26 protein-coding genes and 1 pseudogene are annotated in these 25,023 nt (G+C 69.9%); 7 read left to right on the top strand and 20 right to left on the bottom strand.

All coding sequences use genetic code 11. The features are described 5' to 3' along the window. Nucleotides 1-66: 66 nt before the first annotated feature. Nucleotides 67-933: a thioesterase family protein gene (locus AB4Z09_RS03110; protein WP_442239213.1), complete on the bottom strand. Its 867-nt coding sequence runs from the start codon at nt 931-933 to the stop codon at nt 67-69. 14 nt (nt 934-947) lie between these two features. Then, nucleotides 948-1,607, bottom strand: a complete 660-nt coding sequence (locus AB4Z09_RS03105; RefSeq protein ID WP_442239157.1) for a MerR family transcriptional regulator — start codon at nt 1,605-1,607, stop codon at nt 948-950. A 122-nt stretch (nt 1,608-1,729) separates the two neighbouring features. Between AB4Z09_RS03105 and AB4Z09_RS03100 the strand changes: the two genes are divergently transcribed. Beyond that, the gene (locus AB4Z09_RS03100; RefSeq protein ID WP_442239156.1) at nt 1,730-2,146 is read left to right on the top strand and encodes a hypothetical protein; all 417 of its coding nucleotides are present in this window, start codon (nt 1,730-1,732) and stop codon (nt 2,144-2,146) included. A 13-nt stretch (nt 2,147-2,159) separates the two neighbouring features. Here AB4Z09_RS03100 and AB4Z09_RS03095 read toward each other — a convergent pair whose 3' ends face one another. The 3 genes from AB4Z09_RS03095 to AB4Z09_RS03085 are packed head-to-tail and all read right to left on the bottom strand — an operon-like array spanning nt 2,160 to nt 5,146. Further along, complete coding sequence (locus AB4Z09_RS03095; protein ID WP_114718695.1) at nt 2,160-3,005, bottom strand: sugar phosphate isomerase/epimerase family protein; 846 nt, start codon at nt 3,003-3,005, stop codon at nt 2,160-2,162. Nucleotides 3,006-3,044: 39 nt separating this feature from the next. Next, nucleotides 3,045-4,196 carry a hypothetical protein gene (locus AB4Z09_RS03090; protein ID WP_442239155.1) on the bottom strand — a complete coding sequence of 384 codons (1,152 nt, stop codon included), beginning with the start codon at nt 4,194-4,196 and terminating at the stop codon, nt 3,045-3,047. Beyond that, the gene (locus AB4Z09_RS03085) at nt 4,193-5,146 is read right to left on the bottom strand and encodes a Ppx/GppA phosphatase family protein (protein WP_114718693.1); all 954 of its coding nucleotides are present in this window, start codon (nt 5,144-5,146) and stop codon (nt 4,193-4,195) included. Before AB4Z09_RS03085 ends, AB4Z09_RS03090 begins: the two co-directional genes overlap by 4 nt. Before the next feature lie 66 nt (nt 5,147-5,212). Here AB4Z09_RS03085 and AB4Z09_RS03080 point away from each other — a divergent pair, with 66 nt between their 5' ends. Beyond that, nucleotides 5,213-5,995, top strand: a complete 783-nt coding sequence (locus tag AB4Z09_RS03080; protein WP_442239212.1) for a hypothetical protein — start codon at nt 5,213-5,215, stop codon at nt 5,993-5,995. An 85-nt stretch (nt 5,996-6,080) separates the two neighbouring features. On the opposite strand, the gene AB4Z09_RS03075 is transcribed toward AB4Z09_RS03080, so the two are convergent. The 9 genes and pseudogenes from AB4Z09_RS03075 to AB4Z09_RS03035 all read right to left on the bottom strand — a co-directional run bounded on the left by AB4Z09_RS03075 (nt 6,081) and on the right by AB4Z09_RS03035 (nt 15,322). Continuing rightward, nucleotides 6,081-6,770 (bottom strand): response regulator transcription factor, encoded by a 690-nt coding sequence (locus tag AB4Z09_RS03075; protein ID WP_174912641.1) that lies wholly within the window; start codon nt 6,768-6,770, stop codon nt 6,081-6,083. A 31-nt stretch (nt 6,771-6,801) separates the two neighbouring features. Beyond that, a complete protein-coding gene (locus tag AB4Z09_RS03070) occupies nt 6,802-8,007 on the bottom strand; it encodes a sensor histidine kinase (protein WP_442239154.1) in 1,206 nt (401 codons plus the stop codon). Between the two features lie 173 nt (nt 8,008-8,180). Next, nucleotides 8,181-8,936: a phosphoglyceromutase gene (locus tag AB4Z09_RS03065; protein ID WP_174914940.1), complete on the bottom strand. Its 756-nt coding sequence runs from the start codon at nt 8,934-8,936 to the stop codon at nt 8,181-8,183. 295 nt (nt 8,937-9,231) lie between these two features. After that, nucleotides 9,232-10,397, bottom strand: a pseudogene (locus tag AB4Z09_RS03060) (AMP-binding protein); the annotation flags it as partial. A gap of 159 nt (nt 10,398-10,556) precedes the next feature. Then, nucleotides 10,557-10,886 carry a transglycosylase family protein gene (locus tag AB4Z09_RS03055; protein WP_442239153.1) on the bottom strand — a complete coding sequence of 110 codons (330 nt, stop codon included), beginning with the start codon at nt 10,884-10,886 and terminating at the stop codon, nt 10,557-10,559. Nucleotides 10,887-11,310: 424 nt separating this feature from the next. Beyond that, nucleotides 11,311-11,853 carry a YbjN domain-containing protein gene (locus tag AB4Z09_RS03050; RefSeq protein ID WP_114718688.1) on the bottom strand — a complete coding sequence of 181 codons (543 nt, stop codon included), beginning with the start codon at nt 11,851-11,853 and terminating at the stop codon, nt 11,311-11,313. Next, the gene (gene mshA, locus AB4Z09_RS03045) at nt 11,850-13,187 is read right to left on the bottom strand and encodes a D-inositol-3-phosphate glycosyltransferase (protein ID WP_114718687.1); all 1,338 of its coding nucleotides are present in this window, start codon (nt 13,185-13,187) and stop codon (nt 11,850-11,852) included. Before mshA ends, AB4Z09_RS03050 begins: the two co-directional genes overlap by 4 nt. Nucleotides 13,188-13,212: 25 nt before the next feature. Further along, nucleotides 13,213-14,121, bottom strand: coding sequence for an alpha/beta fold hydrolase (locus AB4Z09_RS03040; RefSeq protein WP_114718686.1), 909 nt, complete (start codon nt 14,119-14,121; stop codon nt 13,213-13,215). 22 nt (nt 14,122-14,143) lie between these two features. Next, nucleotides 14,144-15,322: an MFS transporter gene (locus AB4Z09_RS03035; protein WP_442239152.1), complete on the bottom strand. Its 1,179-nt coding sequence runs from the start codon at nt 15,320-15,322 to the stop codon at nt 14,144-14,146. Nucleotides 15,323-15,416: 94 nt separating this feature from the next. Here AB4Z09_RS03035 and AB4Z09_RS03030 point away from each other — a divergent pair, with 94 nt between their 5' ends. The 3 genes from AB4Z09_RS03030 (at nt 15,417) to AB4Z09_RS03020 (ending at nt 18,612) form a co-directional block, all read left to right on the top strand. Next, nucleotides 15,417-16,190, top strand: coding sequence for a PIG-L family deacetylase (locus AB4Z09_RS03030; protein WP_114718684.1), 774 nt, complete (start codon nt 15,417-15,419; stop codon nt 16,188-16,190). 67 nt (nt 16,191-16,257) lie between these two features. Continuing rightward, the gene (locus tag AB4Z09_RS03025) at nt 16,258-17,265 is read left to right on the top strand and encodes a tocopherol cyclase family protein (RefSeq protein WP_114718683.1); all 1,008 of its coding nucleotides are present in this window, start codon (nt 16,258-16,260) and stop codon (nt 17,263-17,265) included. Between the two features lie 33 nt (nt 17,266-17,298). Then, entirely contained in the window at nt 17,299-18,612 is a 1,314-nt protein-coding gene (locus AB4Z09_RS03020; protein WP_174912647.1) for a lipase family protein, read from the top strand. Between the two features lie 60 nt (nt 18,613-18,672). Here the strand turns inward: AB4Z09_RS03020 and AB4Z09_RS03015 are convergent, their stop codons facing one another. Next, nucleotides 18,673-19,977 (bottom strand): ROK family protein, encoded by a 1,305-nt coding sequence (locus tag AB4Z09_RS03015; protein ID WP_174912649.1) that lies wholly within the window; start codon nt 19,975-19,977, stop codon nt 18,673-18,675. Between the two features lie 322 nt (nt 19,978-20,299). Here AB4Z09_RS03015 and AB4Z09_RS03010 point away from each other — a divergent pair, with 322 nt between their 5' ends. Both AB4Z09_RS03010 and AB4Z09_RS03005 read left to right on the top strand, forming a co-directional pair. Further along, on the top strand, nt 20,300-21,049 hold the full coding sequence (locus AB4Z09_RS03010) for an SDR family NAD(P)-dependent oxidoreductase (protein WP_114718680.1): 750 nt from the start codon (nt 20,300-20,302) through the stop codon (nt 21,047-21,049). A gap of 18 nt (nt 21,050-21,067) precedes the next feature. After that, nucleotides 21,068-22,087: a DUF2804 domain-containing protein gene (locus AB4Z09_RS03005; RefSeq protein ID WP_174912652.1), complete on the top strand. Its 1,020-nt coding sequence runs from the start codon at nt 21,068-21,070 to the stop codon at nt 22,085-22,087. 10 nt (nt 22,088-22,097) lie between these two features. Here AB4Z09_RS03005 and AB4Z09_RS03000 read toward each other — a convergent pair whose 3' ends face one another. The 5 genes from AB4Z09_RS03000 to AB4Z09_RS02980 form a co-directional block, all read right to left on the bottom strand. Beyond that, complete coding sequence (locus tag AB4Z09_RS03000; protein ID WP_442239151.1) at nt 22,098-22,304, bottom strand: hypothetical protein; 207 nt, start codon at nt 22,302-22,304, stop codon at nt 22,098-22,100. A gap of 10 nt (nt 22,305-22,314) precedes the next feature. Next, nucleotides 22,315-23,142 carry a WXG100-like domain-containing protein gene (locus AB4Z09_RS02995; protein ID WP_114718677.1) on the bottom strand — a complete coding sequence of 276 codons (828 nt, stop codon included), beginning with the start codon at nt 23,140-23,142 and terminating at the stop codon, nt 22,315-22,317. Next, nucleotides 23,142-23,456 (bottom strand): WXG100 family type VII secretion target, encoded by a 315-nt coding sequence (locus AB4Z09_RS02990; protein WP_254622629.1) that lies wholly within the window; start codon nt 23,454-23,456, stop codon nt 23,142-23,144. Before AB4Z09_RS02990 ends, AB4Z09_RS02995 begins: the two co-directional genes overlap by 1 nt. Beyond that, entirely contained in the window at nt 23,449-23,988 is a 540-nt protein-coding gene (locus AB4Z09_RS02985; RefSeq protein WP_114718676.1) for a YbaB/EbfC family nucleoid-associated protein, read from the bottom strand. The genes AB4Z09_RS02990 and AB4Z09_RS02985 overlap by 8 nt, the downstream gene beginning before the upstream one ends. Nucleotides 23,989-24,066: 78 nt before the next feature. Further along, a complete protein-coding gene (locus AB4Z09_RS02980; RefSeq protein ID WP_442239150.1) occupies nt 24,067-24,858 on the bottom strand; it encodes an ESX secretion-associated protein EspG in 792 nt (263 codons plus the stop codon). Nucleotides 24,859-25,023: the final 165 nt, after the last annotated feature.

Genomic DNA, 25,023 nt, shown 5'->3' with positions numbered 1-25,023 from the left:
ACGGCCCGAGATCGGGGCAATCCCCCGGTACCGGGCGGTGTGACGAAGCAGTCCCCGGGTGAGCGGTCAGCGGGGAATCATGGCCAGCTGACGGCTCTGCACCACGACGGCGCCGGTGGAGTCGAGCACGGTGTGATCCTCCTCGAACCACGTGTCGCCCAGCACCGTCGAGCTCGCCATCACCCGCAACCAGCCGGGGGCCGGCTGTCGGCGCAGGTACGTCGTCAGCTGGACGGTGGGCGCCCACCCGAACATCCCGCGGTTCATCGTCACCGGCGCGCAGATGTCACCGGTCATGATCGCGAACAGCGCCGCGGTGGCCGGGCCCTCCTCGTCGGCAGCCCACGGCCGCGCCCACATGCGAACCTGCGGCTCGCCCTGCTTCCCGCTGAGGAAGTGGGCCGACGACCCGTCTACGCGCAGATCGCAGCCCTGCGAGACGTGCACGATCTGGGCCATCGGATGGTCCTTCGAGAGCACGTGCGCCTCGGTTGTCGGCTCGGCCGGCAGTTGCGCGAGCGACTGCACCTCGGCGTAGTGCGGCTCCCCCGCGTCCGGCACACCCAGCGTCACCGCCGCGTGCACCGCGGGCCGACCGGCCTGCGACAGCTCGACGTCGACCAGCGAGACCTGCCGTCCCCGCTTGCGCACGGTCGCCACGAGATCGACGTCGCCCGGGTCCGGGGCGGCGAGGTAGTTGGCGCTGACGGCCAGTGGCTGGACGGCCGGGTCGACGGGCATCCCACCTGGCGCCGTGCGGATCAGCTCGCGCCGTGCGGCGGCCGCGCACAGCGCCATCATGCAGCCGCCGTGCACCTTGGGTCCGATGGTCCAGATCGGGTCGATGTGGGCGCCGTACCGGCCGGCGACACCATCGGGACCACCGCCCTGCGGGGTGACGGCGGTCAGATCCCGGAACGGGTGGGCGGACACTGCGTTGTCGGAAGTCACTGCTCGTCCTGTCTGTGGGGGTCGGTGAAGTCGTCGAAGGTGCGGCCCGCGAAGCTCGCGGCACCGATGTCCTGATGTGCGAGCCGGCGCAGTGCGGCGAGGACGGGTTCGTAGATCGCGGTGCCGAGGACCGCGTACTCCACCGCGGATTCGACGGAGTCGGTAGGCATCAGTTCGAGGTCGACCTCGGCGATCCCGCGGATGTGCCGGCCGTACGCGTCGAGGCGTTCGTCGGTCATCGGGATGCCGACGTCCTCGGCGGCCGCGAGGGCCCGGTCCAGTTGCGCGACAGCGGGATACGAGGGTTCGTAGACCTGGCCGAGGCGTTCGAGCACGGCCCGCGCGCGGAGGTAGTCGTTTGACTGCTCGGCCGATTCGACCGGATACGGCGGCAGCGCGGCGAGCGCGCGTCCGACGGTGTCGAAGACCGTGTCGGCGGGCTGGTCGACGAGGCGGACGACGGTGCGGATCTTGCCCAGCGGCAACCCGACGCCGGCGAGTGCCTTGATGAGCGCGAGCCGCCGCACGTGCTGCTCGCCGTACTCGGCCTGCGTCGCGCTGCTCGCCTCCCCGGGCATGAGCAGGCCCTCGCGCAGGTAGTACTTGACGGTCGCGAGGGGCACGCCGCTGGCGGAGACCAGTTCGGAGACCCGCATCCCACCGCTCCTGCCCGTGCCGACTATTGACACCCACCGTCATCGGGTCGACGATGAACTCGTACTGGATAGCTCAACTATCCAATTTCGGGTTCGAGCCTACCGCACACGAGGAACTCACCATGGATCCCGTTCTCACGATCGTCGTCGGCGTCACCGTGCTCACGGTGGTCGGCATCGCGTCCGGCGGCGCGTTCCTGCTCCGCATCCTCACCGGACATCAGGGCGCCAACGACCTACAGAAGAGTTTCTTCCGGGCAGGGCACGCCCACGCCGGCGTCCTCGTCACCCTCGGTCTCGTGCTCGCCACCCTGACCACGGTGGTCGATGTGAGTCCCGGCTGGGCCGCGACCGGCGCGATCGCCGTGCTGGTGTCGGCGATCTTCATTCCCGCCGGGTTCTTCCTGTCCGTCCTCGGACGCGACCCCGCGAAACCGGGCCCGATGCTCGCGTCGATCTGGGTCGGCGCCGCGTGTCTCGCGGTCGGGCTGGTGATCTCGGGGATCACCGTGATCAGTGCGGGGGTCTCTGCGCTGTAGACCGGGGGCGGGATCAGCGGCGCAGGTGTTCGCGCGCGAAGCTCAGCGCCTGCCCCAGCATCGACGCACGCTCGGACCGGGTGCGGGCGTTCTGGGTGTTGATCTCGATGACGGCCTGCCCGGCGAACCCGCTGTCGACGAGATGTCGGCACACTTCGACGCAGGGCTGGCTGCCGTGCCCGGGAATGAGGTGCTCGTCGATCGACGCGCCGCGCCCGTCGGCCAGGTGCAGGTGGGCCAGACCGCTGCCCATCCGGTTCGCGAGATCCAGCGCATCCATGCCCGCGGTCGCGGTGTGGGACAGGTCCAGCGTGTAGTGCCGGTGATCGGAGTCGGTGGGGTCGTACGACGGGCTGAACGCGGACAGCGCCGCACCCGGCCCCCCGCGTCGACGCAGCCGCTGGGCCGACTTCTCCCGGCCGCCGAAGAAGCTGTCGGCGCGCATCGGGAACATGTTCTCCACCGCCACCACAGCGCCGGTCTTCTCTTCGAGACCCGCCACCTGGTCTGCGAAACCGTCGGCGTAGCGGCGCTGCCACCGGAACGGCGGGTGCACCACCACGTTCGACGCACCCAGCGCCTCCGCGGTCGCGACCGAGCGGTCCAGCTTCGCGACGGGGTCGGCGCCCCACACGCGCTGCGAGATCAGCAGGCACGGCACGTGCACCGCCTGAACGGGCACCGCGTACTTGCGGACCAGCCGCTGGACCGCCGAGACGTCCTGGCTGACCGATTCGGCCCACACCATCAACTCGACGCCGTCGTAGCCGACCTCGGCCGCATACCGGAACGCGGCCTCGGTGTTCTCGGGGTACACCGAGGCCGTGGACAACCCGACGAGGATCTTCCGATCCGGCATTGCTGGTCTCCCCACGACGTACCCTTCGCCGGCGTCCGGTCAGCTCGTGCCGAGCAGGAAGGCGAGTGGGCCCAGGGTGACGAACACACCCGCGACGACCGCGATCACCAGGCTCGTGATGTCGTCCGTCCGGCGCAGGATCCGCACCATCGCGACCAGGCCGACGATCACCAGGACCGCGAGCACCAGCGCCACCATCGGCAGCATGTCCCACAGCTTCTCGAAGCCCTTGAACATCAGCGCGCCGGCGACCAAGGCGACCGCACCCTGTCCGAGCAACACCGCCCACTGCTTGGCTCCGCTGGCCTCGGGCTCGTCGTCGAGGTCCTCGAGATCCCCGAAGTCCCCGAGATTCTCGTCGTTCTCGAGATCGGCGTCCGAGTCCACGTCGCCGTCCGTCTCGGCGGCGGCACGCTCGTTCCCCTGACGCATCAGGTCGCCGGCCAGGGTCTGCCCCGACAGCAGCCTGGGCTCTGGCGCCCCGCCGCGCGCGGGGGCCGGGCCCGACGCGCCCACCGTCGTCGACGCCACGGATCGCCAGCCGGCGTTCGTTCCCCTCCCGGTCGGCCCGTCGTCCTTCACGGCCGGCGCGACGACGGTGGGCGCGTCGTCGGCCTTGGCCGCCGCTCCCTTCGCCGCACTGTTCGAGGACGCCTTCGCATCGGCCCGGGCATCGCGCTTGTCCTGCGCGTCGGCGTCGGCGAGGGTGAACACGGCCGTCGCATCCGACTCCGGCGTGGGGGCCGGCGCCTTGGCGGTTGCAGCGGGTCTCGCGGGAGCCTTGGGTGCATCGGGAGCCTTGGGGGCTCGAGGCGTTGGGGGGGCCGGGGCAATCCGAGCCGCCTTGGGCGCTGCAGGAGCCTCGGGCCTCGCCGGGACCGGAGTCTCGGCCGCCTTCACCGGCTCCGGGGCCGCGGTCGCCTTCACCGGCTCCGGGGCCGCGGTCGCCTTCGCCGGCACCTCCGGCGCCGGGATCTGCGCGGCAGCCGGGGTCTCGGGATCGTCGTCGGACTCGCCGGCCGTGCGCCCATTGCGGACCGCCGGGAACTCGCCGGTCAGTTCGGCGACGGAGATGCCGCCCTTGACGCCGCGACGTCGTCGGCCGCCACCACCGGCACCGACTCGCTGGCCGTTACGGGCCAACAGCTCCGCAACCGAGATTGCTTGGCTGTCACCTTCGGGCTCCGTCATCGAGCGCTCACCACCAGTTCTCCACCCATGTCCGTATCGAGCTTGCGAAGAATCAGACCCTCACGCAGTGCCCACGGGCAAATTTCGAGCGTGTCGACCCCGAGCGCGCGCATGCTGGCCTCCGCAACGAGAGCTCCGGCCACGATCTGCTGGGAGCGGTCGGAACTCACGCCCTCCAATTCTGCACGGTCCGACGCGGTCATCCGCGATATGAAGGCGATCAGCTGGCGCAGGCCGCTCGATGTGAGCGTCCGTGTGACGCGCGGACCTGCGGCGGACGGCGCGGCACCGGTGAGTCGGGCCAGTGACCGGAACGTCTTGGACGTGCCGACGCAGCGGTCGGGCTCGCCGCCCGCGCGCAGCTGCTTGGCCGGGGCGACCAGTTCGGCGTCGAGCCAGTCGCGCAGCACCGCGACGCGGCGCTTGCCGGGCGGGTCCTCCTGCAGCCAGTCGCGGGTCAGCCGTCCGGCACCCAACTGGAGCGAGAACGCGGTATCGGGATCTTCGTCACCGCCGCATGTCAGCTCGAGCGAGCCGCCGCCGATGTCGATGTTGAGGATGCGCCCGGCGCTCCACCCGTACCAGCGCCGCACCGCCAGGAACGTCAGCCTGGCCTCGTCGACACCCGAGAGAACCTCGAGGCTCACGCCGGTCTCGGCACGCACCCGGGACAGGACCGCCTCCGAGTTGTTGGCGTCGCGCACCGCGGACGTCGCGAAGGCCATCAGCTCACCGCAGCCCGACGACCTGGCGATACCCGCGAAATCGTTGACTGTCGTGACCAACCGGTCGGCACCGACGGCCGTGATGTCTCCACGGTCGTCGGTGTTCTCGGCAAGCCGCAGAGTCGCTTTCGTGGAGCTCATCGGCGTGGGGTGCCCACCACGATGAGCGTCCACCACGAGCAGGTGGACGGTGTTGCTTCCGACATCGAGTACCCCAAGGCGCACACGGTTACGGTACTGGGTCTACCGTCGGGCACTGTGACAGCAGGCAGCACCACGGGCTCCGACAAGTTGGTGCCCGCACCAGAAGTGGATCTGGACTTCCCCCGCGAATGGGTGCAGTTCGTCGACCCAGAAAACTCCGAACACACCATCAAAGCCGACCTGACGTGGCTCCTTTCCCGCTGGACCTGCGTCTTCGGCAGCCCGGCGTGCCAGGGCACGGTGGCGGGCCGCCCGGACGACGGGTGCTGCTCGCACGGCGCCTTCCTGTCCGACCAGGAGGACAAGGACAAGCTCGACGCCTCCGTGAGGATGCTCACACCGGAGGACTGGCAGTTCATGGAGAAGGGCCTCGSCAAGAAGGGTTACGTCGAGGAGGACGACCTCGAGGACGAGCCGGCGCTGCGGACCCGCCGCTACAAGGGCGCCTGCATTTTCCTCAACCGTCCGGGCTTCGAGGGCGGCATCGGGTGCGCGCTGCACAAGATGGCGCTGCGCAAGGGCATCGAGCCGCTCGAGGTGAAGCCCGACGTGTGCTGGCAGCTGCCGATCCGCCGGACCCAGGAGTGGGTCGACCGGCCGGACGGCGAGCAGATCCTCGAGACCACCGTCACCGAGTACGACCGACGCGGTTGGGGCGAGGGCGGCGAGGACCTGGCGTGGTACTGCTCGGGGTCCCCCGACGCCCACGTCGGCGCCAGGCCGGTGTGGCAGTCGTACGCACCGGAGCTCACCGAACTGCTCGGCAAGGCCGCTTACGACGAACTGGCGTCGCTGTGCCGGCGTCGCGAGGGCCTGGGCCTGATCGCGATCCATCCCGCGACCACCGCGGCGCAGCAGAAGAAGGCCTGACACGTACCGGCCTTCCGGCCGAATGTCACATCGGTTCAGTCCCACTGAACGGATGTGACATTCGGCCGTCATGCGGGCCGCAGGATCACTCCTCGAGCTTGTAGCCGAGTCCGCGGACCGTCACCAGGTGCTGCGGCTTGCCGGGGTCGGCCTCGATCTTGGCGCGCAGACGCTTGACGTGGACGTCGAGGGTCTTGGTGTCGCCCACGTAGTCGGCGCCCCACACCCGGTCGATCAGCTGTCCGCGGGTGAGGACCCGGCCCGAATTGCGCAGCAGGTATTCGAGCAGGTCGAACTCCTTGAGCGGCAACGCCACCGGTTCACCGGCCACGTGGACCAGGTGCCGTTCGACGTCCATCCGCACCGGACCGGCCTCGAGCACACCGTCGTCGGGGCCGGCGTCGGCCTCCGCGTCGGTACCACGGCGCAGCACGGCCCGGATTCGGGCGATCAGCTCTCGGGCCGAGTACGGCTTGGTGACGTAGTCGTCGGCGCCGAGTTCGAGCCCGACCACCTTGTCGATCTCGCTGTCACGGGCGGTGACCATGATGACCGGGACCGACGACTTGGCGCGCAACTGCTTGCACACGTCGGTTCCGCTCATGCCGGGCAGCATGACGTCGAGCAGGACGATGTCGGCGCCGGAGCGCTCGAACTCGGCCAGCGCGGACGGCCCGTCACCGACGACGGTGGTTTCGAAGCCTTCCTTGCGCAGCAGGAACGCCAGCGGGTCGGCCAGCGACTCCTCGTCCTCCACGATCAGCACACTCGTCAACGGTTGGCCTCCAGACTTGTGCCGCGTCGATTCACGACGCGGCTTTCTTCTCGATCATTGCGGGTTTGCGGGTGTCGCCGGGCTCGAGGGCGTCGGCGGGCACGGACTCGAAGTGTGCGGGAATCTGCAGTGTGAAGGTCGATCCGGTGCCGGGCCGGCTCCACAGGTCGATCGCACCGTTGTGGTTGGCGGCGACGTGCTTGACGATCGCCAGCCCCAACCCGGTGCCGCCGGTGGCCCGGGAGCGGGCCTTGTCGACGCGGAAGAAGCGTTCGAAGACACGCTCCTGATCCTCCTTGGCGATGCCGATGCCGCGGTCGGTGACGGAGACAGCCACGTTGTCGCCGCGTACCGAGCGGCTGACCGACACCGCGGTGCCCTTCGGCGAGTACGCGATGGCGTTCTCGACGAGGTTGGACAGCGCCGTCACGAGGAGGGTGCGGTCCCCCATCACCTCGAGCCCGCTGGGGGCGTCGGTATGAACCGTGATCTCGGCGGCCTCGGCGGCGACGGTGGACCGGCGCAGCGCCTCGGCGATGACGTCGTCGACGTCGACCACGTCGAGGTCGGGCAGCTTCTCGGCGCCCTGCAGCCGCGAAAGCGCGATCAGTTCGGTGACCATGTTGCCGAGCCGCGCGGATTCGCTCAGGACGCGTTGCCCGAAGTAGCGCACCGAGTCGGGGTCGTCGGCCGACTCGAGTAGTGCCTCCGCGAGCAGCCCCATGGCGCCGACCGGCGTCTTGAGTTCGTGGCTGACGTTCGCGACGAAGTCGCGGCGGGTGGCCTCCATGCGGACCTGTTCCGAGTCGTCGTCGGCGAACACCACGACGAAGCGGCGGTCCTCCTCGCTCAGCAACCGCGCGACGCCGCGCACGGCTATCTTGGCGCGACCGCGCTGGGTGGTGCGGGTCGTGAGGTCCATGTCGACGGCCTCGCCGGTCTCGAACACCTCGGTGGCCGCGACCCACGCGCGGTCGTCGATCATCCGGTTGCGGACCAGCCCGAGTTCCTCGGCACGCGGGTTGAACAGCACGACGTCGTTGAACTTGTCGACGACGGCGATGCCGCTCTCGGAGGTGAGAACGATGAGGTCGAGGACCTGCGACATGGTCAGCCCGGCCTGGGCTTGCTGTCGCCGGGCGTGACGGGAGCCGAGCCGGGGAACCACCACGCCGCCTACGATGCAACCGGCGATGGCGGTCGCGACGGCCAGCATTACGGCCTGAACAACAGTCACACGTGAATCGTACGTTCGGCACACCGGCCGCCGAAGCCGGGTGTGACGGTTTTCTCGCACGTCACAGGCCCGTGAGCTGGAGTTTCCGACCCGTTCACCCGGAGTTTGCGAAAGGCCCCCGCCGCTTCCGTTCCGGAAGTGGCGGGGGCCTCGGTCAAACGACTACGCAGGGGCTACTTGGCGCCCTGGTTCGCGACGGCCGCGGCGCCGGCAGCGGCGGCGGCCGGGTCGAGGTAGGTGCCACCCGGGTTCAGCGGCTCGAGGTTCTCGTCCAGGTCGTAGCGCAGCGGGATGCCGGTGGGGATGTTCAGGCCCGCGATGTCCTCGTCGGAGATGCCGTCGAGGTGCTTGACGAGGGCGCGCAGCGAGTTGCCGTGCGCGGTGACCAGGACGGTCTTGCCCGCCTTCAGGTCGGCCGCGATGGTCTCGTCCCAGTACGGGATGAGGCGCTTGACGACGTCGAGCAGGCACTCGGTCAGCGGAACCTCGGGCAGGTCGGCGTAGCGCGCGTCCTGGTCCTGGCTGTACTCGCTGCCGGCCTCGATCGCGGGCGGCGGGGTGTCGTAGCTACGACGCCACAGCATGAACTGGTCCTCGCCGAACTCGGCCTTGGTCTGGGCCTTGTTCTTGCCCTGCAGAGCGCCGTAGTGGCGCTCGTTGAGACGCCAGTCGCGCACGACGGGGATCCAGTGGCGGTCGCACGCGTCGAGCGCGAGGTTCGCGGTGCTGATCGCGCGGCGCAGCAGCGACGTGTAGAGGACGTCCGGGAGCAGGTTGTGCTCGGCGAGCAGTTCACCGGCACGCTTGCCCTCGGCCATGCCCTTGTCGGTGAGGTGCACGTCCACCCAGCCGGTGAACAGGTTCAGCGCGTTCCATTCGCTCTCGCCGTGGCGGAGCAGCACAAGTGTTCCGGTACTCATGCCGTCAATCCTGGCATGACGCCTTTTCGCCGTCGCGCGAGCCGTCGACTCGGCCCCGATTCCGCCACCACCGATGGTCCGCGGCGCCGACGGTGAGTTCGACGTGCGGATCGGCGGCGACGGCCGCTTCGCCGAGGTGTACGGGACGGGACGGGCCGGACACTGGCAGCGGTGGTGGTCCGCCCCGACGGCCGTCCGGGACGCCGGGGCGAGAACCCGACCGTCGCGTCGCTCGTCGGCCACTTGCACCGGACACTGCTCCCCCGCGACTGACCTGCGGAGGAGCAATGCCCGCGGTGGACCGTCAGCCCCGCGCGGCCTCGCCGGCGCGCAGGTCCTTGCGGAGGATCTTGCCCGCAGCGGACTTCGGGACCACGTCGATGAACCGACCTTGCGGACCTTCTTGTGCGGGGACACCCGCTCGGCGACGAACGCGATGACGCCGTCCTCGTCGAGGTCCGTGTCGGGCTGCCACACGACGAACGCCTTGGGAACCTCCTCGCCCTCGTCGTCGAAGCACCCCGATGACCGCGGCGTCCGCGATGAGCGGGTGGGTGAGCAGCAGAGCCTCGAGTTCCGCCGGCGGCACCTGGTAGCCCTTGTACTTGATGGTTTCTTGAGCCGGTCGACGATCGTGACCACCCCGCCGGCGTCGACGGTGGCGATGTCGCCGGTGTGCAGGTAGCCGTCGGCGTCGAGGGTGTCGCGGGTGGCCTGCTCGTTGCCGAGGTAGCCGACCATGATGTTCGGGCCCTTGCACCACAGCTCACCGGGCTGGCTCACACCGTCGGCCGGGTAGTCGACTTCCTCCCCGGTGGCCGGGTCGACGAGCTTGCACTCCATGTTCGCGATGGTCGGGCCCACCGAGCTCAGGACGATGTCGTCGCGGTCGAACGGGATGGCGTGGGACACCGGGCTCATCTCCGACATGCCGTAGCCCTGCCGGACCCGGCACGACAGCCAGTTCGCGACGGCCTTGCCGAGTTCCTCGTCGAGCGGCGCGGCACCCGAGAAGATGGTGTGGACGCTCGACAGGTCGTACTGGTCCACCAGCGGATGCTTGGCGAGCGCGACCGCCACGGGCGGCGCGACAAAGATGTAGGTGCACTTCTGTTCGGCGACGATCCGCAGGAACTCCACCAGGTCGAACCTCGGCATCGTGACCAGGCTCGCGCGCTCGTACAGGGCCGCGTTGAGCAGCACGGTCATGCCGTAGATGTGGAAGAACGGCAGCACCGCGAGGATCTTGTCCTCTGCGGAGATGCCCATCCGTGGATGGATCTGGCACACGTTGGCCACGAGGTTCCGGTGCGTGAGCATGACGCCCTTGGGCCGGCCGGTGGTGCCCGACGAGTACGGCAGCACCGCCAGGTGTGTGGCCGGGTCGAACGACACCTGCGGCGGTGGGGCGCCGGCGGTGAGCAGGTCCCGCAGCGACGGATGGCCGTCGGCGCCGTCGAGGACGATCAGGTGCTCGTCGTCGATCCCGGAGGAGAAACTATGACGCCAGTCACAAGTGACCCCGACCCTACCGACAAAACGGACGAAGGGACCCTTCGTGCGCTCGTGGCGCTCGAAGGGTCCCTTCAGCGATTCTCGGGGGCGATCAACCCCGGCGAGCCGTCAGGCTCAGAGGTACTGACCGCACACCGGCCATGCACCGCGGCCCTGACCGGCCAGAACCTTCTCGGCGACGCGGATCTGCTCCTCGCGGGAGTTCTGATGAGCCATGCCCGAACCACCGAAGGAGTTCCAGGTGCTCTGCGTGAACTGCAGGCCGCCGTAGAAGCCGTTGCCGGTGTTCGCGGCCCAGTTGCCGCTGCTCTCGCACTGCGCGACGGCGTCCCAGTTGCCGGACGCGGCGTTGGCGGTACCGGCGCTCATCGCGAACGGGGCGGCGACGAGGGCGGCGGTGGCGGCGACGGTGCCGAGGGTGYGCTTGACGTTGAACTTTGCCATTGGGGGGTGGATCCTCTCCATGTTGCTGGCGAGGCGGCCGTCGGACGATCCGATTGATCGATCCGGGCTCTGGATGGCCTCGCCTCTGCCCCTCGAAGGTCTTTTCGTTCCGATCCCGCGGGGCAGAGTCAGCGGCGGCGGGTCGGTGTCTCACGTGTCTTGCTCGGTGTTGCTTACTCGAGTTCGTTCGTCTCGTGCTGGTTACAACCGTAGGCACCGATCACGGAAAGGTCACGGGTCGATTTTGTGAGACGCCCGTACGCAAAAAGGTCCATGAGCTGGTAAAAGTGGCAGTTCAACCGCCATGAATCGGGAATGACTACCCGCATCGTTGCATATCCGTAATGTGATCCAGATCACACGAAATCGGTGAACGGGGTCACGAAATCTCGACCGGATAACGGCTGGGAGGCCTCGCGCTACGTCAGCGAGACCCGGGGTCGACGCCCCAGCCGGGACCGTTCGCGGCAGAGTCCTGCTCCTCCACGAGGTGCTTGAACGGCTGCAGGTTCGCGAGCGACTCGCCCCGCGACACGCGCCAGGCCCACTCCCGCCTGATCGAGGTCGCGAACCCGAGTTCGAGCAGGACGTTGAAGTCGCCGTCGGCGGCCTCGAGGACCTGGCCGAGGACGCGGTCCAACTCGTCGCCGTTGACCGCATGGGAGGAGATGCGGCCCACCAGATAGATGTCGCCGATCTTGTCGATCGTGTAGTGCACCCCGTACAGCCTGCGGTTACGGCGCAGCAGGTACTTGTAGACGCCCTCGAAGTTCTCGTCCGGCTTGCGGCACACGAAGGCCTCGACGCGCACGCCGTGGTTGCCGACCGTGAGCAGGGTCGTCGTCTTGAGCTTGTGTTCGCCGGGCAACTCCACGATGAACTGGTTCTCGCCCTGGCGGCTGTAGTCGAGTTCGCGCTCCTTCAGCGCGGCATCGATGATCTCCGCCGTCCGTTCCAGTTCACTCATGCCCGCACCCCACTCGTCCGACGCAGTTTCCACAGCCCGCGCGACCTGCGCGGCGAGAACTCGCCGCCCTCGATCCGGTCGTACATCGCACGCGCGGCGCGGTAGCTCGCGAGCAGCCCATCGGCGGTGTGCTCCCACGAGAAGTTCTCGGCGTGCCGGGGCGCGCGCGCCGCCAGCTCGTCCAACAGGTCGGGCACGGTCACCAAGGACTGCAGCGCCGACGCCCAGTCGTCGGTCCGGTGACCGTTGACCAGCAGACCGGTCTCACGGTTGCGGACCGCGACACCCAGACCGCCGACGTCGGCGGCGATCACCGGCGTCCCGCAGGCCTGGGCCTCGATCGCGACCAGACCGAACGACTCCGAATAGCTAGGCACCGCAACCAGATTCGATGCCCGGTACACGTCGGCCAGCCGGTCCGGCGGCTGCGGCGGCATGAAGGTCACGCGTGCCCGGACGCCCAGCGCCTCGGCCAGTTCGATCAGCGAATCGGGGCGTTCGAGGCCCGTGCCGGACGGCCCGCCCACCACCAGTACCCGCAGCGGCAGGTCCGGCTCGCGGGCGATGACCTCGGCGGCGGCGCGCAGCAGGACGTCGGGGGCCTTGAGCGGCTGGATGCGTCCGACGAACGTCACGATCGTCTCGGCGGGGTCGAGTCCGAGTGCGGCGCGGGCCGCCAGGCGGTCGCCGGGCCGGTAGCGCGACAAATCGGCGCCCGGGGCGACCACGTCGACCTTGTCCGGGGACGCCCGGTAGATCGAGGCGAGCTGCGCGGCCTCGTCGGCGGTGTTCGCGATCAGCCGGTCGGCCTCCGCCACCACCTGCTGCTCACCGATCTGCCGGGCCGCCGGCTCGGGGGTGTCGCCGTCGGCGAGCGAGGCGTTCTTCACCGCCGCGAGAGTGTGCGCGGTGTGCACCAGCGGCACGCCCCACCGGTCGCGAGCCAGCCATCCGACCTGCCCGGACAGCCAGTAGTGCGAGTGCACCAGGTCGTAGTAGCCGGGCTCGTGCCGCACCTCCTCGCGCAGCACCCCCGCCGCGAACGCGCACAGCTGCGTGGGCAGCTCGTGCTTGTCGAGCCCCTCGTACGGGCCGGCAGCGACGTTGCGGACGCGGACACCGGGCGCGGCGTCCTGCACCACCGGAGCGGCCGACGACGTCGCCCGTGTGAAGATGTCGACCTCCACGCCACGACGCGCGAGCTGGATCGCAGTCTGCAGCACGTACACGTTCATTCCGCCCGCGTCGCCGGTGCCAGGCTGTGCCAGCGGCGACGTGTGTACCGAGAGAACGGCGACCCGCTTGGGTCCCGCGCTGCTGTGCTTGGGTGTCACGCGTCCATACTGCCCTGTCGCTCTGTCATGAGGTAATTGCCCCGGATGCGCTCTCGGAGAACGGGACCTCTCCCGGTTGTCCGGCACCGATCCCGTCGCTGATCCCGTCGCAGAACGCCCGGACCTCGCCGACGAACCGAGCCGGATCCTCCACGAACGGACCGTGCCCGCAGCCCTCCCAGTACGACCCGGTCGCGTCCGGAATCAGCGCGACGGCGTGCTCACCTGCGGAGACGTCGACGACGGTGTCCGCGGTGCCGTGCAACACCAGCGCGGGGACGTCGAGGCCGCGCAGCACGTCGTCGTGGCTCACGGACCGCCGGAACAGCGCCGACCGCACCCGAGGCGGGGTGGACAGGCTCGCGCCGAACAGTGACTGCGACCACGCCCCCTTGGCGCCGTCGTCATCGCCGATCGGGCCGGTGAGCGCGGTGCCGAAGCCGCCCAGCGCCTTGATCGCGGTGCCCGGATCCTCGGCCATGGCCGCGGGGATCGCGGCCTTCATCGCAGAACCGACCGCGCCGCCCGCCTGGCCGCGGCCGATGCTTGTGATCGCGCCGACGAACACCACGCCGTCGACGGCCGCGGTGCCGTGCGCGGCCAGGTAGTCGCAGATCACCAGGCCGCCGTACGACCAGCCCAGCAGGACCGCGCCCGCGGTGACGCCCTCCGCCGTCAGCACCGCGTCGACGTCGCCGGCCCAGTTCGCGGAGTCGTCGTAGCCGGCGGCCGGGGCATCGGAGTAGCCGTGGCCACGCAGGTCGACGGCGATCACCCGGTACTGCGCCGACAGCGCGGCGAGGACATCGTCGCCCCAGCAGCGCGACGACTGCGCCCAGCCGTGCAGCAGCACCAGCGGGCGCGCATCCGGATTACCGAGCGTTCGATAGACGAGGGTGGTGCCGTCGACGCCGACGGTTTCACGAATGGCCATGCGGTCACCCTAAGGGGACCGCTCACTTCGCGCGGCGCAGGAGGTACGCACCGAGCGCGACGACGAACGCGACGGCGCCCGACGCGACGGCCACCGCGAAGCCCGCGCGGGTGYCGAAATGGTCGATCATCTGCCCGGCGAGCGCGGATCCGACGGCCACGCCGACACCCAGTCCGGTCACGGTCCAGGTGATGCCCTCGGTGAGCTTGTGGTGCGGGACCACCGATTCGACGAGTGTCGTCGCCACGATCATGGTGGGAGCGACGCTGATGCCGGCGAGCGCGAGCGCCCCGGTGAGGGTGAGGATCGAATCGACCAGCAACAGCGGCCACAGCAGGACCGCGACGGCGGCGGTCGCGAACACCAGTTGGCGGCGCAGCGCCGCACCCGGACGCAGCGCCCCGAACACCACGCCGGCGACTGCGGATGCGCCCGCGAACAGCGCCAGGGCGACGGTCGCGGCGGCGGGGGTGCCGCGCTCGGTCGCGAACGCGATGCTCACGACGTCGACGGTGCCGAAGATGGTGCCCATCCCGAGCATCACCGCCACGAGCGCCCACATCGCCGGGTTGCGGACCACCGAGCCGTCGACATGCTCGCTGCGGTCACGCACCGCCGGTTCGGTGCCGCGCTGCGCGACCAGGGCGAAGGTGCCGATCACCAGCAGGATCAGCGCCAGCAGTGGTCCGGCCTCGGGGAACAGCGCCACCGACAGACCGACCGAGATCACCGGGCCGGCGACGAAACACACCTCGTCGAGGACGGATTCGAACGCGAACGCCGTGCGCAGCTGCGGCTGTCCGCGGTACAGCGCGGTCCAGCGGGCGCGGACCATCGCACCGATCGTCGGCATGCACCCGGCGGGGATCGCGAGCAGGAACAGCACGAAATCGGGTGCCTCGAATCGCACGCACAGCAGCATCACGCCCAGGGCGCACGCGCTGATCGCCGAGGCGGCCGGCAGCACGCGACGCTGCCCGTAGCGGTCGACGGCACGGGACACGAGCGGGGTGATCGCGGCGTACGCGAGCGCGAACACCGCGGACAGCGCGCCGGCGAGCCCGTAGTCGCCGCGCAGCTGCGACAGCATCGTCACGATGCCGATGCCCACCATCGCGATCGGCAGGCGGGCGACGAACCCGGCGGCGGAGAACGCGGCGGAACCGCGGGCGGAGAAGATCTCCCGGTAGGTGCCGATCATTGCCGGTGTGTCTCCTGACGGCCGGTAAGCAGTTGTCCGAGGAGAGTTTCGCACCCTTGCCCCGCAGCGCGACCAGCGTGTAAGCATTCTCCGCATGAGCGTTCTGGTCTGTTTCCATGCCCACCCCGACGACGAGGTGTTCGTGACGGGCGGGGTGATGCGGCAGGCGGCGGACGCCGGCCACCGAGTCGTCGTGGTCACCGCCACCGACGGCGCGCTCGGCGAGGTGCCCGACGGGCTACTCGCGGACGGGGAGACGCTCGCGCAGCGCCGCCGCCGGGAGCTCGAGGCCTCGACCAGTGTGCTGGGCGCGCACCGGGTGGTGATGCTGCACTACGCCGATTCGGGGATGGCGGGCACGCCGGAGAACGCGAATCCGGACGCCTTCTGCAACGTCGACGTCGACACCGCAGCGGCGCGGCTCGCGGAGATCCTCGCTGAGGAGTCCGCGGACGTGTTGACGATCTACGACCCCAACGGCGGGTACGGGCACCCCGATCACGTTCAGGTCCACCATGTCGGGGTGCGCGCGGCCGAGCTCGCGCACGTCCCGCACGTCTATGAGGCCGCGGTCAGCCGCGATCACATCCGGCGCATGATGGCGGCGAACCCGGAGTGGAGCGAGGAAGCGACCCCGCCCGACTTCGACACCTTCGGCCTGTCCGACGACGAGATCACCACGGTTGTCGACGTCACCGCGGCGCTGGACGCCAAGCGCGCCGCGATGCATGCCCACCAGACGCAGATCGGCGACTTCGGCCCGTTCCTGCAGATGCCGGCAGAGCAACTGCAGGCCGCGTTCGGGCAGGAGTGGTTCCGGAGGCGGGGTGCGCCGGCCGGACTGACGGAGACCGCTCTTCCGCTGTAGTCGGATGCTGCAGTCGAATACCGACAACTTCCTGCGCCGACGGGTCACACGGACCTAGCATCGCGGGATGCCCGGTCTCCTCGCGCGGTACCGCAGCACCGGCGCCGACCTGCCGTTCGGAAACCCTCTGGCCGCGCACGACGTCGCGATGGAGGGCTACTTCTGGCGGTTCACGCAACGCGAGACGGGACGGGTGCTGATTGCGCTCGCCGGGATCAACCGCGCCGACGACGGGCACTGGGCCACGCTCGGATTCGGTGCGCACCCCGGCGGGTTCCTGCGCACCGCGGCCCATCCCGAAGGCCGTGCCGACCCCGACCGACTCGGTGCCGTCGCGGGTGACGTGTTCCGTGGCACCGCGGACCGGCTCCGCGTCGACCTCGGACCCGACGCGCAACTCGACGTGCGCATCACCGCTCCCGTCCCGTGGCCGCGCCGTCGTCTGGGTGGATCGAGCGTGTTCCACACCGTGCCCGCGCTCAACCAGTACTGGCATCCGTGGCTGCTCGGCGGCCGCGCCGAGGGCTGGGCGGTGGTCGGCGACGAGCGGTGGGACCTCGACGGCGCCCAGGTCTATTGCGAGAAGAACTGGGGCCGTGGCGGTTTCCCGGCGGCCTGGTGGTGGGGGCAGGCCCAGGCGTTCGACGATCCGCGGGCGTGCGTCGCGTTCGCCGGCGGCCAGGTCGATGCGGGACCGCTGGGCACCGCGATCACGGCCGTCGTCGTGTTGCTGCCGGACGGGACCCTCGTGTGGCTCGGCAATCCGCTCACTTCCCCGATCCGGGCGCAGATGGGTGACGAAACCTGGCGGCTGAGCGGCGGAAACCGTCGCTGGTCCGTCGAGATCGAGGGGCACGCACCGCTGGGCGCCGCGCACGTCCTGCCGGTGCCGCTACCGGCGCAACGCCGGAACATCCCGGGCGCGTTGGAGCACCTCGCCGGCAATCTATCCGTAACGGTCCGTCACAACAATCGATGTGCCTGGTCGGGTGAGTCACGCCTGGCAGGCCTCGAGCACGGTGGGATCGCTCGGGCACAGGCGGAATCGCGGCGTCGGGGGTCGACGCAGCAGTAGCAAACCGAACCGAATTACCTCCTGGGGGGGATCTTGAAGAAGCTTCGAACATCGCTGCTCGCGACTGCAGTGGCCGCGGCGGCCCTGCTCGCCGGTGCGCCGGCGGTGGCGGCCGCACCGAACCCGGTCGGCCTCGACGAGGTCTTCAGCCCGTTCGTGGTCAGCACGTTCACCGACGGCCGGATCGCCCCGTTCGAGAAGTGGCAGGCCCGCCATCCCGTATCCGATCCCTGGTACCAGGCGCCACCGGTCGGCGACGCACCCGCGGGCACGTTGCTGAAGGCGCGTCCCGCGACGGTCCAGGTGTACGGGGTGCAGCCGGGACACGTGCGCGGCTACCAGCTGATGTACGTCACAACAGATTTCGATGGGTCGGCGGCCGTGAGCACGGGCATGCTGATGATCCCCGAGGACGGCACCGCTCCGCAGGACCGCAAGCTCATCGGCTACTCCGAGGCCAACGACAGCCTCGGCCCCGGCTGCATGCCCAGCACCCAGTGGACCGGCGGTGACCAGGACGACCCCTCGTTGTTCTCCGCGCTCGGGCCCGTCGCGCAGATGTTCGGCAACGGCTGGGCCGTGATGATGAGCGACACCGCCAACGACGGCGACCCCACCCCCAACGGCTTCTCGATCGGACAGTTCTCCGGCGCCGCCACGCTCGACGGACTGCGGGCAGCACTCGCGCTACCCACGGCCGGCCTCTCCCCCGACACCCCGGTCGGCATCTACGGCATCGCCGGTGGTGGTGTCGCGGCCGGGTTCGCGGCCGAGAAGCAGGCGACGTACGCACCCGAACTCAATGTCGTCGGCACCGTGCTGCAGGCGATGGTGGTCGACAGCGCGACGTTCGAACGCAAGGCCGACGGCGGCATCGGCGCGGGCTTCGTGTTCGCGAACTCGCTGGGCTACGCGGCCCGCTACCCCGAGATCGATCTCGACCAGGAGCTGACACCGCTCGGCCGGCAGATCGCCGACGTCTTCAACCGCACGTGCCAGCAGACGTACCTGCTCATGCCGTTCGTGCCGCTGTCCGCGCTGTACACGCACGGCCGGCCCGCCGACAATCCGGTGTTCGCCCGGGCGTACGCCGAGAACCGGTTGGGTCTTCAGGCCCCGAAGGCGCCGGTGCTGATGACGTCGTGCCGCGACGACTTCCTGGTGCCCTATTCGGACGTCGAGCAGCTCGTCGCGGCGTACCGCGCCGGCGGCACCGAGGTCACGGTCGACCCGAGCGTCTGCGGAATGTCGGACGTGCTGACAGACCCGTGGCGGGTGAGCACCGAACTGCTGGGCATGCAGAACGTCGACTGGTTCGTCGGCAGGTTCGAGGAGGCGCGGCGATGAGAAGCCGATTGGCGCGAACCACGCAGGCGCAGTACTACTGACCGGTCGGGGCCGTCCGGATCAGATCTGCACGGTCGCCTTCCGCATGGCCGTCAGAGGACTCGAGTACAGCGAACTGAGCGAGACGACGCCGGCCGCGTGCTCCTGGACCCGATTGCCGAATCCGGTGATCCGCACGTCGGACCCGCCCACCCGGGAGGCGCTCGACAGAGCCTGCGCCACCTGCGGTACGGCCTCGGGATAGTCGGTGAACGCCTGCCCGCCGAGGATCACCCGGTCCGGATTGAACAGGTCACGCAGCATCGCGACCGCCCGGCCGAGAGTCCGCGCCCGATCGGTCAGGATCTCCTGCGCCGGAGCCGAACCCGCCCGCGCCGCGCGGTACAGCGCGGCGATCGGCGGCAGCGGGTCGCCGCCGGGCAGGACACCGGCGCGGCGGGCCGCGAGCAGCACGCCGCGATCACTGACGGCGGCCTCGAGGCACCCGGTGGCCCCGCAGTCGCACTGCGCATCCGAGCCGGTGGGCAGGTGCGCGATCGACCCGGGTCCCGCGCTCGGGGTGTGCACCTTCCCATCGAGAGTCAGTGCCAGACCGACAGTTTCGCGTGCATAGAAGTACAGCCCGCTACCTCTCACCTCGGTGTTGTCGGCGCGCTGCGGCGTCAGCAGCAACTCGGACGCGGCCATCGCCTCGACGTGGGCGGCGACCGATACGGGCAGTCCGAACCCGGCCCCGACCACGTCACCGACGCGCGCGTCGGTCCAGCCGAGGCGGGGATGATCGACCACACCGGTCTCCGGGTCCACACGACCGCCGAGTGCCACCCCCACCCACAGGGGGCGCCGCCGGTGCCAGCGGGCCGCGAAACTGCGTGCGCTGCCGGTGATGCTGGCCAGCGCCGACCCCGACGCCCCACGTGGCGTCGGGATCTCGACTGCGCCGAGAATCCTGCCCCGCAGGTCCGACGCGATCACGCTGGTGACGACGGCGCCGATGTGGATGCCGACGGTGAGGTAGGACTCGTGGTCCACCTCGAACGGGATGCGGGGGCGGCCGACGGTGCCCGCCGGGGCGAGGTCGGGCCGCTCGCGCAGGAGTCCCACCGCCAGCATCGCCGACACGTGCCGGTTGACGGTCGCGATGCTCGAACCCGTTGCACGCGTTGCCTCGTCGCGTGACAGGGGTCCGCCGCCGGCGGCGACACGGAACACCGCGGCGGCCGGGCTGTCGGCGATCCCGAGGGTGGGAGCCACGATTCGAGGTCGAGTGGCGGGGCGGGCCGCCCCGGAACGTGGGGTTCTCGACGTGGTGGTGCGAGCGGTCACGGGTCTCGTTCGGGTGGCGTGAGGCGCTGCAGTGAGCATGAGTCTGTCCTTGCCCCGCCCCGGGAGGGGACGGCTGTCGACGCGGTCGGGTGACGCGCTGCGACGGAGATCAGGTCCGACCGGTGGGGCGGACGATCAGCACGAACGGGGGTGCCGGCAGCGCGGAGTCAGCTGAGGGAAGCGCGGCAGGGACAACAGAGTTCCCGAGCCAGCGGCAGCCGGGACCCCAGCGCGGCGGTCACGTAGGTGACCCGCGGTGCGGAGGAGATACCGGACGACATGACGATCAAGCTAGCATCTGCGCGCGCATACCCCCAGCCCGTCCCCCACCCCGGGTTCGTGTCGGCACTACGATCGAGCCATGAGCCTGTCACCGGACACCCGCGTCGCCGTCGTCACCGGAGCGAGCTCCGGCATCGGGGAAGCCACCGCCCGCACCCTCGCCGAGCAGGGATTTCACGTCGTCCTCGGCGCCCGCCGGCTGGACCGGCTCGAGGCCATCGCCGCCGAGATCGGCGGCACCGCACTCGAGTTGGACGTCACCGACGAGGACTCGGTGGACGCATTCTGCGCGGTGCTCCCCCGTGTCGACCTGCTCGTCAACAACGCCGGCGGCGCGAAGGGCCTCGCGCCGGTCCTCGAGGCGGACCTCGACGACTGGCGCTGGATGTGGGAGACCAACGTCCTCGGGACGCTGCGCGTCACGAAAGCGCTGCTGCCCAAGCTGATCGACTCGGGCGACGGCCTGATCGTCACGATCACGTCGGTGGCCGCGTTCTCCGCCTACGACAACGGTTCGGGCTACACCTCGGCCAAGCACGCGCAGGCGGTCCTGCACCGCACCCTGCGCGGCGAGTTGCTGGGCAAGCCGGTGCGGCTGACGGAGATCGCGCCGGGCGCGGTGGAGACCGAGTTCTCGCTGGTGCGATTCGACGGCGACGCCGAGCGCGCGGCGAAGGTGTACGAGGGCATCACCCCGCTGGTGGCGGAGGACATCGCCGAGATCATCGGATTCGTCGCGTCCCGTCCGCCGCACGTGAACCTGGACCAGATCATCGTCAAGCCGCGCGATCAGGCCGAACCCGGTCGTTTCCACCGCACCACCGGCTAGTCCCGGTAGCCTCGCGGCATGCAGCACCGATTGCGGCCGGGTCCGCTTCTCGACGCGCGCGGGCGCCTCGCCGAGGCGGGGTGGGCGAGCGCCGAGGCCCGTCGCTACGACCGCGATGCCGTCGCGGCGCCGTCGTGGCGGATCAAGGAGTGGGACTACTACTGCGTCCTCACCCCCGATTACGGGCTGGCGCTGACGGTCGCCGACAACAGCTACATGGGCCTGTTGGGCGTGTCGTGGCTCGACTTCCGCGGCCGATGCGAGTGCACGGAGAACGTCATGCTGCCGTTCCCGATGGGCCGGATGGGCCTGCCGGCGAGCGCCGACGACGGCGATGTCGTGGTGGACCGCCGGAAGATGCGGATCGCGTTCCGTCACGTCGACGGCGGACGGGTGCTCAGCATCGACCATCCCGGTTTCGACGGTGGTCGCGGCCTGCGGGGCGAGCTGCATCTGACGCAGCCGCCGATGGACCGCATGGTGATCGCGACGCCGTTCCCGAAGGACTACAAGGCGTTCTACTACAACCAGAAGATCAATTGCATGCCCTCGAGTGGCGAGATCACTGTCGGTACAGAGACTTTCGACTTCGATCCGGAGACCACCTTCGGTGTGTTCGACTGGGGTCGTGGGGTGTGGACCTACGACAACGTCTGGTACTGGGGGTCCGCATCGGGTGTCGTCGACGACCGCACGTTCGGCTTCAACATCGGATACGGGTTCGGCGACACGTCCGCGGCGAGCGAGAACATGGTGTTCGTGAACGGTGTCGCGCACAAGCTGGACCGGGTGACGTTCCACCTGCCCGAGGGCACCTTCGACGGCGCCCCCTGGAAGTTCAGCAGCAACGACGGGCGCTTCGAGATGACGTTCGAGCCGATCATCGACCGGGCGGCGTCGACGGACCTGAAGGTGCTGCGCTCCATTCAGCACCAGGTGTTCGGCCGGTTCACCGGGCATGTCGTGCTCGACGACGGCAGCCGGGTCGAGGTCACCGACCTCCTCGGATTCGCCGAGGAGGTCCGCAACCGCTGGTGAACGGTCGCGCTCACCACTCCCGATAGGACGGTGTGGCCGGCGCTTCCTCCTGCGGGCCGCCGTCGTCGTCCTTGCCGTACAGCCGACGTTGATGCTTTCGTTGCATCGCGGTGTAGCTGCGGATCTCTCGGACGAGGAGCACCACGAAGACCACGGCGACGACGCACACCGCGATCACCAGTTCCGGAGCCACGCCCACCRTCGGCGTCGTCTGCACCCGAGACCTCCTAGTTCATATTCAACGAGCTTGCGGCGCTGGGCGGTTCGGCCGGAGGCTGCTGCCCGAGTGCGGCCTTGGCATCCTCCCCGGCATGCGCACCGATCATGCCGGCCGCCATGTCCTGCCCCGCTGAGACCAGCTTGCGCTCGGCGACATTCGCGATCCCGTCCACGAGCAGATCGTTGACCTGCGAACTTCCGAGCGGACTGGACACCGCCGTCGACACGACGGTTCCGTACACGTCCTTCCCGAGCGCGGCCATGTCGAATCGGTCCCGGTTGCCCTCGGCCATCTGCATCAACTGGATACCGGCGGACAGGCCCCCGTCGCGGAGCACGGCCACCGCGATCTCGCGGCCGAGTTTGCCGATGAGTTCCTGCAGGATCATCCGCACGGTTACCTGGGTGGCTATCTCGGCTGCGGGGATGGCCGCCGCGCTCGCACCGAACGTTCCGGCCGCGGCCGCGAGGAGCGACGCAATCTCCACCGCGAGCAGGCCCAATGCGGCGATGATCGAGAGCTTCGCGTGTTCGACGTCGGCGGCGGTGCTCTCGCACGAGTCGGCGAGTTGACGGCACGCGGCGGCGAGTTCCTCGACCGAGGCCCCGACCTCGCGCCATCTACCGGCGACGGCGTCGTTCACGTCTCCGGTCAGGGCGTCCAACGCCGGCTGGATGGACCGAGCACCGTCGGCGCCGGCCCGATCGAGGCGGACGGCGGCGAGCTCCCACGCGTCGGACAGTCGACGCAGCGACGTCTCGTCGGCCTCCGGCCAGTCCTGCCCGACCGCGACCGAGGCGACGGTTCGCAGCGAACCGGGGATCTCGATGCCCATCAGTGACCGCCCCCCAGCGTGCCGGCGAGTCCGCTATCGGTCTGCTCGAACACCTCTGCGGTGTCCCGCAATCCGCCCGCGACGCCCGCGAACACCTCCGCGACGTGCCGCAGCGCGGATCGGGCACCGTCGGCGCCCGGAACGTACATGGACGCGAATGCCGTTCCGGGAGCATCCGTTCCCCAGCTCGCGCCCTCCGTGTCGAGAGTCGAGGCGAGCTCGCTCAGCGCATCCGTGAGCCGGTCGGCGAGGACGTCGAAGTGCGGCGCGGCACCGCGCAACTGCTGCGGGTCCACCCGCATCTCGTCAGCCACGGTGCGCCTCTCTCATGATCGGTGCCCGCCAGTCGTGGAGGTCGTCGTCCTGGGCCGGAGTACTCGGATGCTCGGTGCCGGGGCCGAACTCGGTCGCCACCGTCGGGACCAGGTTCCGGATACTCGGCGCCCCGTCCACCAGGTCGGGCAGGTCCGGGAGGTTCGCGGTCAGTGCAGCGACCGGCGCCATCAGTTCCGCGATGCGTGCGCGTACCTCGGCCACCGCGGCCCGGGCCGTGCCGGCAACGACATCGGCGAGCCGTGCGGGCGTCGTTCGCGTGAATGTCGACGGATCGAAGTCCACCGCCACCACCGCGCCGGACGAGTCGACTGTCACCCGGACCAGCCCGTCCGGCGATTCCGCCTGGGCAGTGGTGTTCGCGACAGCCCCCTGCGCTACCGCGAGTGCCTCCGTCTGCTCGTGCAGCCCAGCGAGCAGAGCATCGATCTGCTCCTGCAGCGCGGCGTTGCGACCCCTCGACTGCTCGCGCGCGGCGTCTCGAGCGTCGGCCCGAATACCGTTGTCGGTCATTGCGTCCCTCCCGATCTTCCCCTTCGCTGTCTATAGACGCGGGCGTGAGGGAATCGGTTCCATCGGGCCGAGAAGTCGTCAGCGCACGGGCACGCGGGTGCGGATCGCCTCCACCAGGCGCTGTATCTCCCCCGCCAGATCCACGGTGGCTGCCGGTGCGACGACGACGGCACCGGTTTCGCGCATCGTGTAGCGCCCGTCGCCATCGAAGTCGAGCCAGTGCAGCCCGATTCCGTCGGCCGTGGGCCGACCGTCGTATGCGACGCCCGCAAACGCGGTGATCTCACCGATGCCGGTGCGGGGGCGCCGCAGCAGCCCCAGCGCCTCGTCACGAAGGCGGGTGGCGCCGGCCGATACGAGTAGAGGACCACCGGCGGAATCGAGGTCGCTGCGACGGAAGCGCAGTGCGCTGCGGGATCCGGCCGGGACCGCGGGAAGGGCGGCCGCGACGGCATGGGGGATCTGCATCGGCGGAACCCCGTGGATCAACACGTCGCCGCCGGTGTCGGCGTCGGCACCCGGCAGCTGGATCGCCAGTGTTGCTCCGGTGCCGCGAATTCCGGCCTGCATGCGTATCCGGACCGCGAGTCCGGCACCGGCGAAACCGGCCACTTCGAGCCGGATGTCGGGCTCGGCGAGCACCGTCAGGTGGTGGTGAAGGGTCTCGGTGACTCGCGGTGCCCAGTACTGTGCGGCCGCGCGGCGCTGCCGATCCAGGTCGTCCCGGTCGTCCGCGGTCGGCCGGAACCGCAGCGGGTACGGCAGCCGGTCCCGCCCCAACTGTCTCCACAGGACCTCGAACTCGAGGCCGGTGAACCGCCAGCTCGAGTCACTCCCTGTCCGACCACCGGCAGATTCGCCGAATCCCACCCCGTCACCCCTCCCCGAGTGCACAAGCGTCGCCCACGGAAGACGTCGCCCACCGACAATAGACGCGCCGGCACCCGAGACGGTTCCACGCGATCGGCACGAGCGCCCACCCCTTCTCGTTCCGGGCGGGAATCCGCAGGATCGGCCGAGGAATGGGCGCTCCGG

The organism is Rhodococcus sp. TAF43, from assembly GCF_052113525.1.
Classification (GTDB): Bacteria; Actinomycetota; Actinomycetes; order Mycobacteriales; family Mycobacteriaceae; genus Prescottella.
This window is presented reverse-complemented; position numbering and strand designations above follow the sequence as displayed.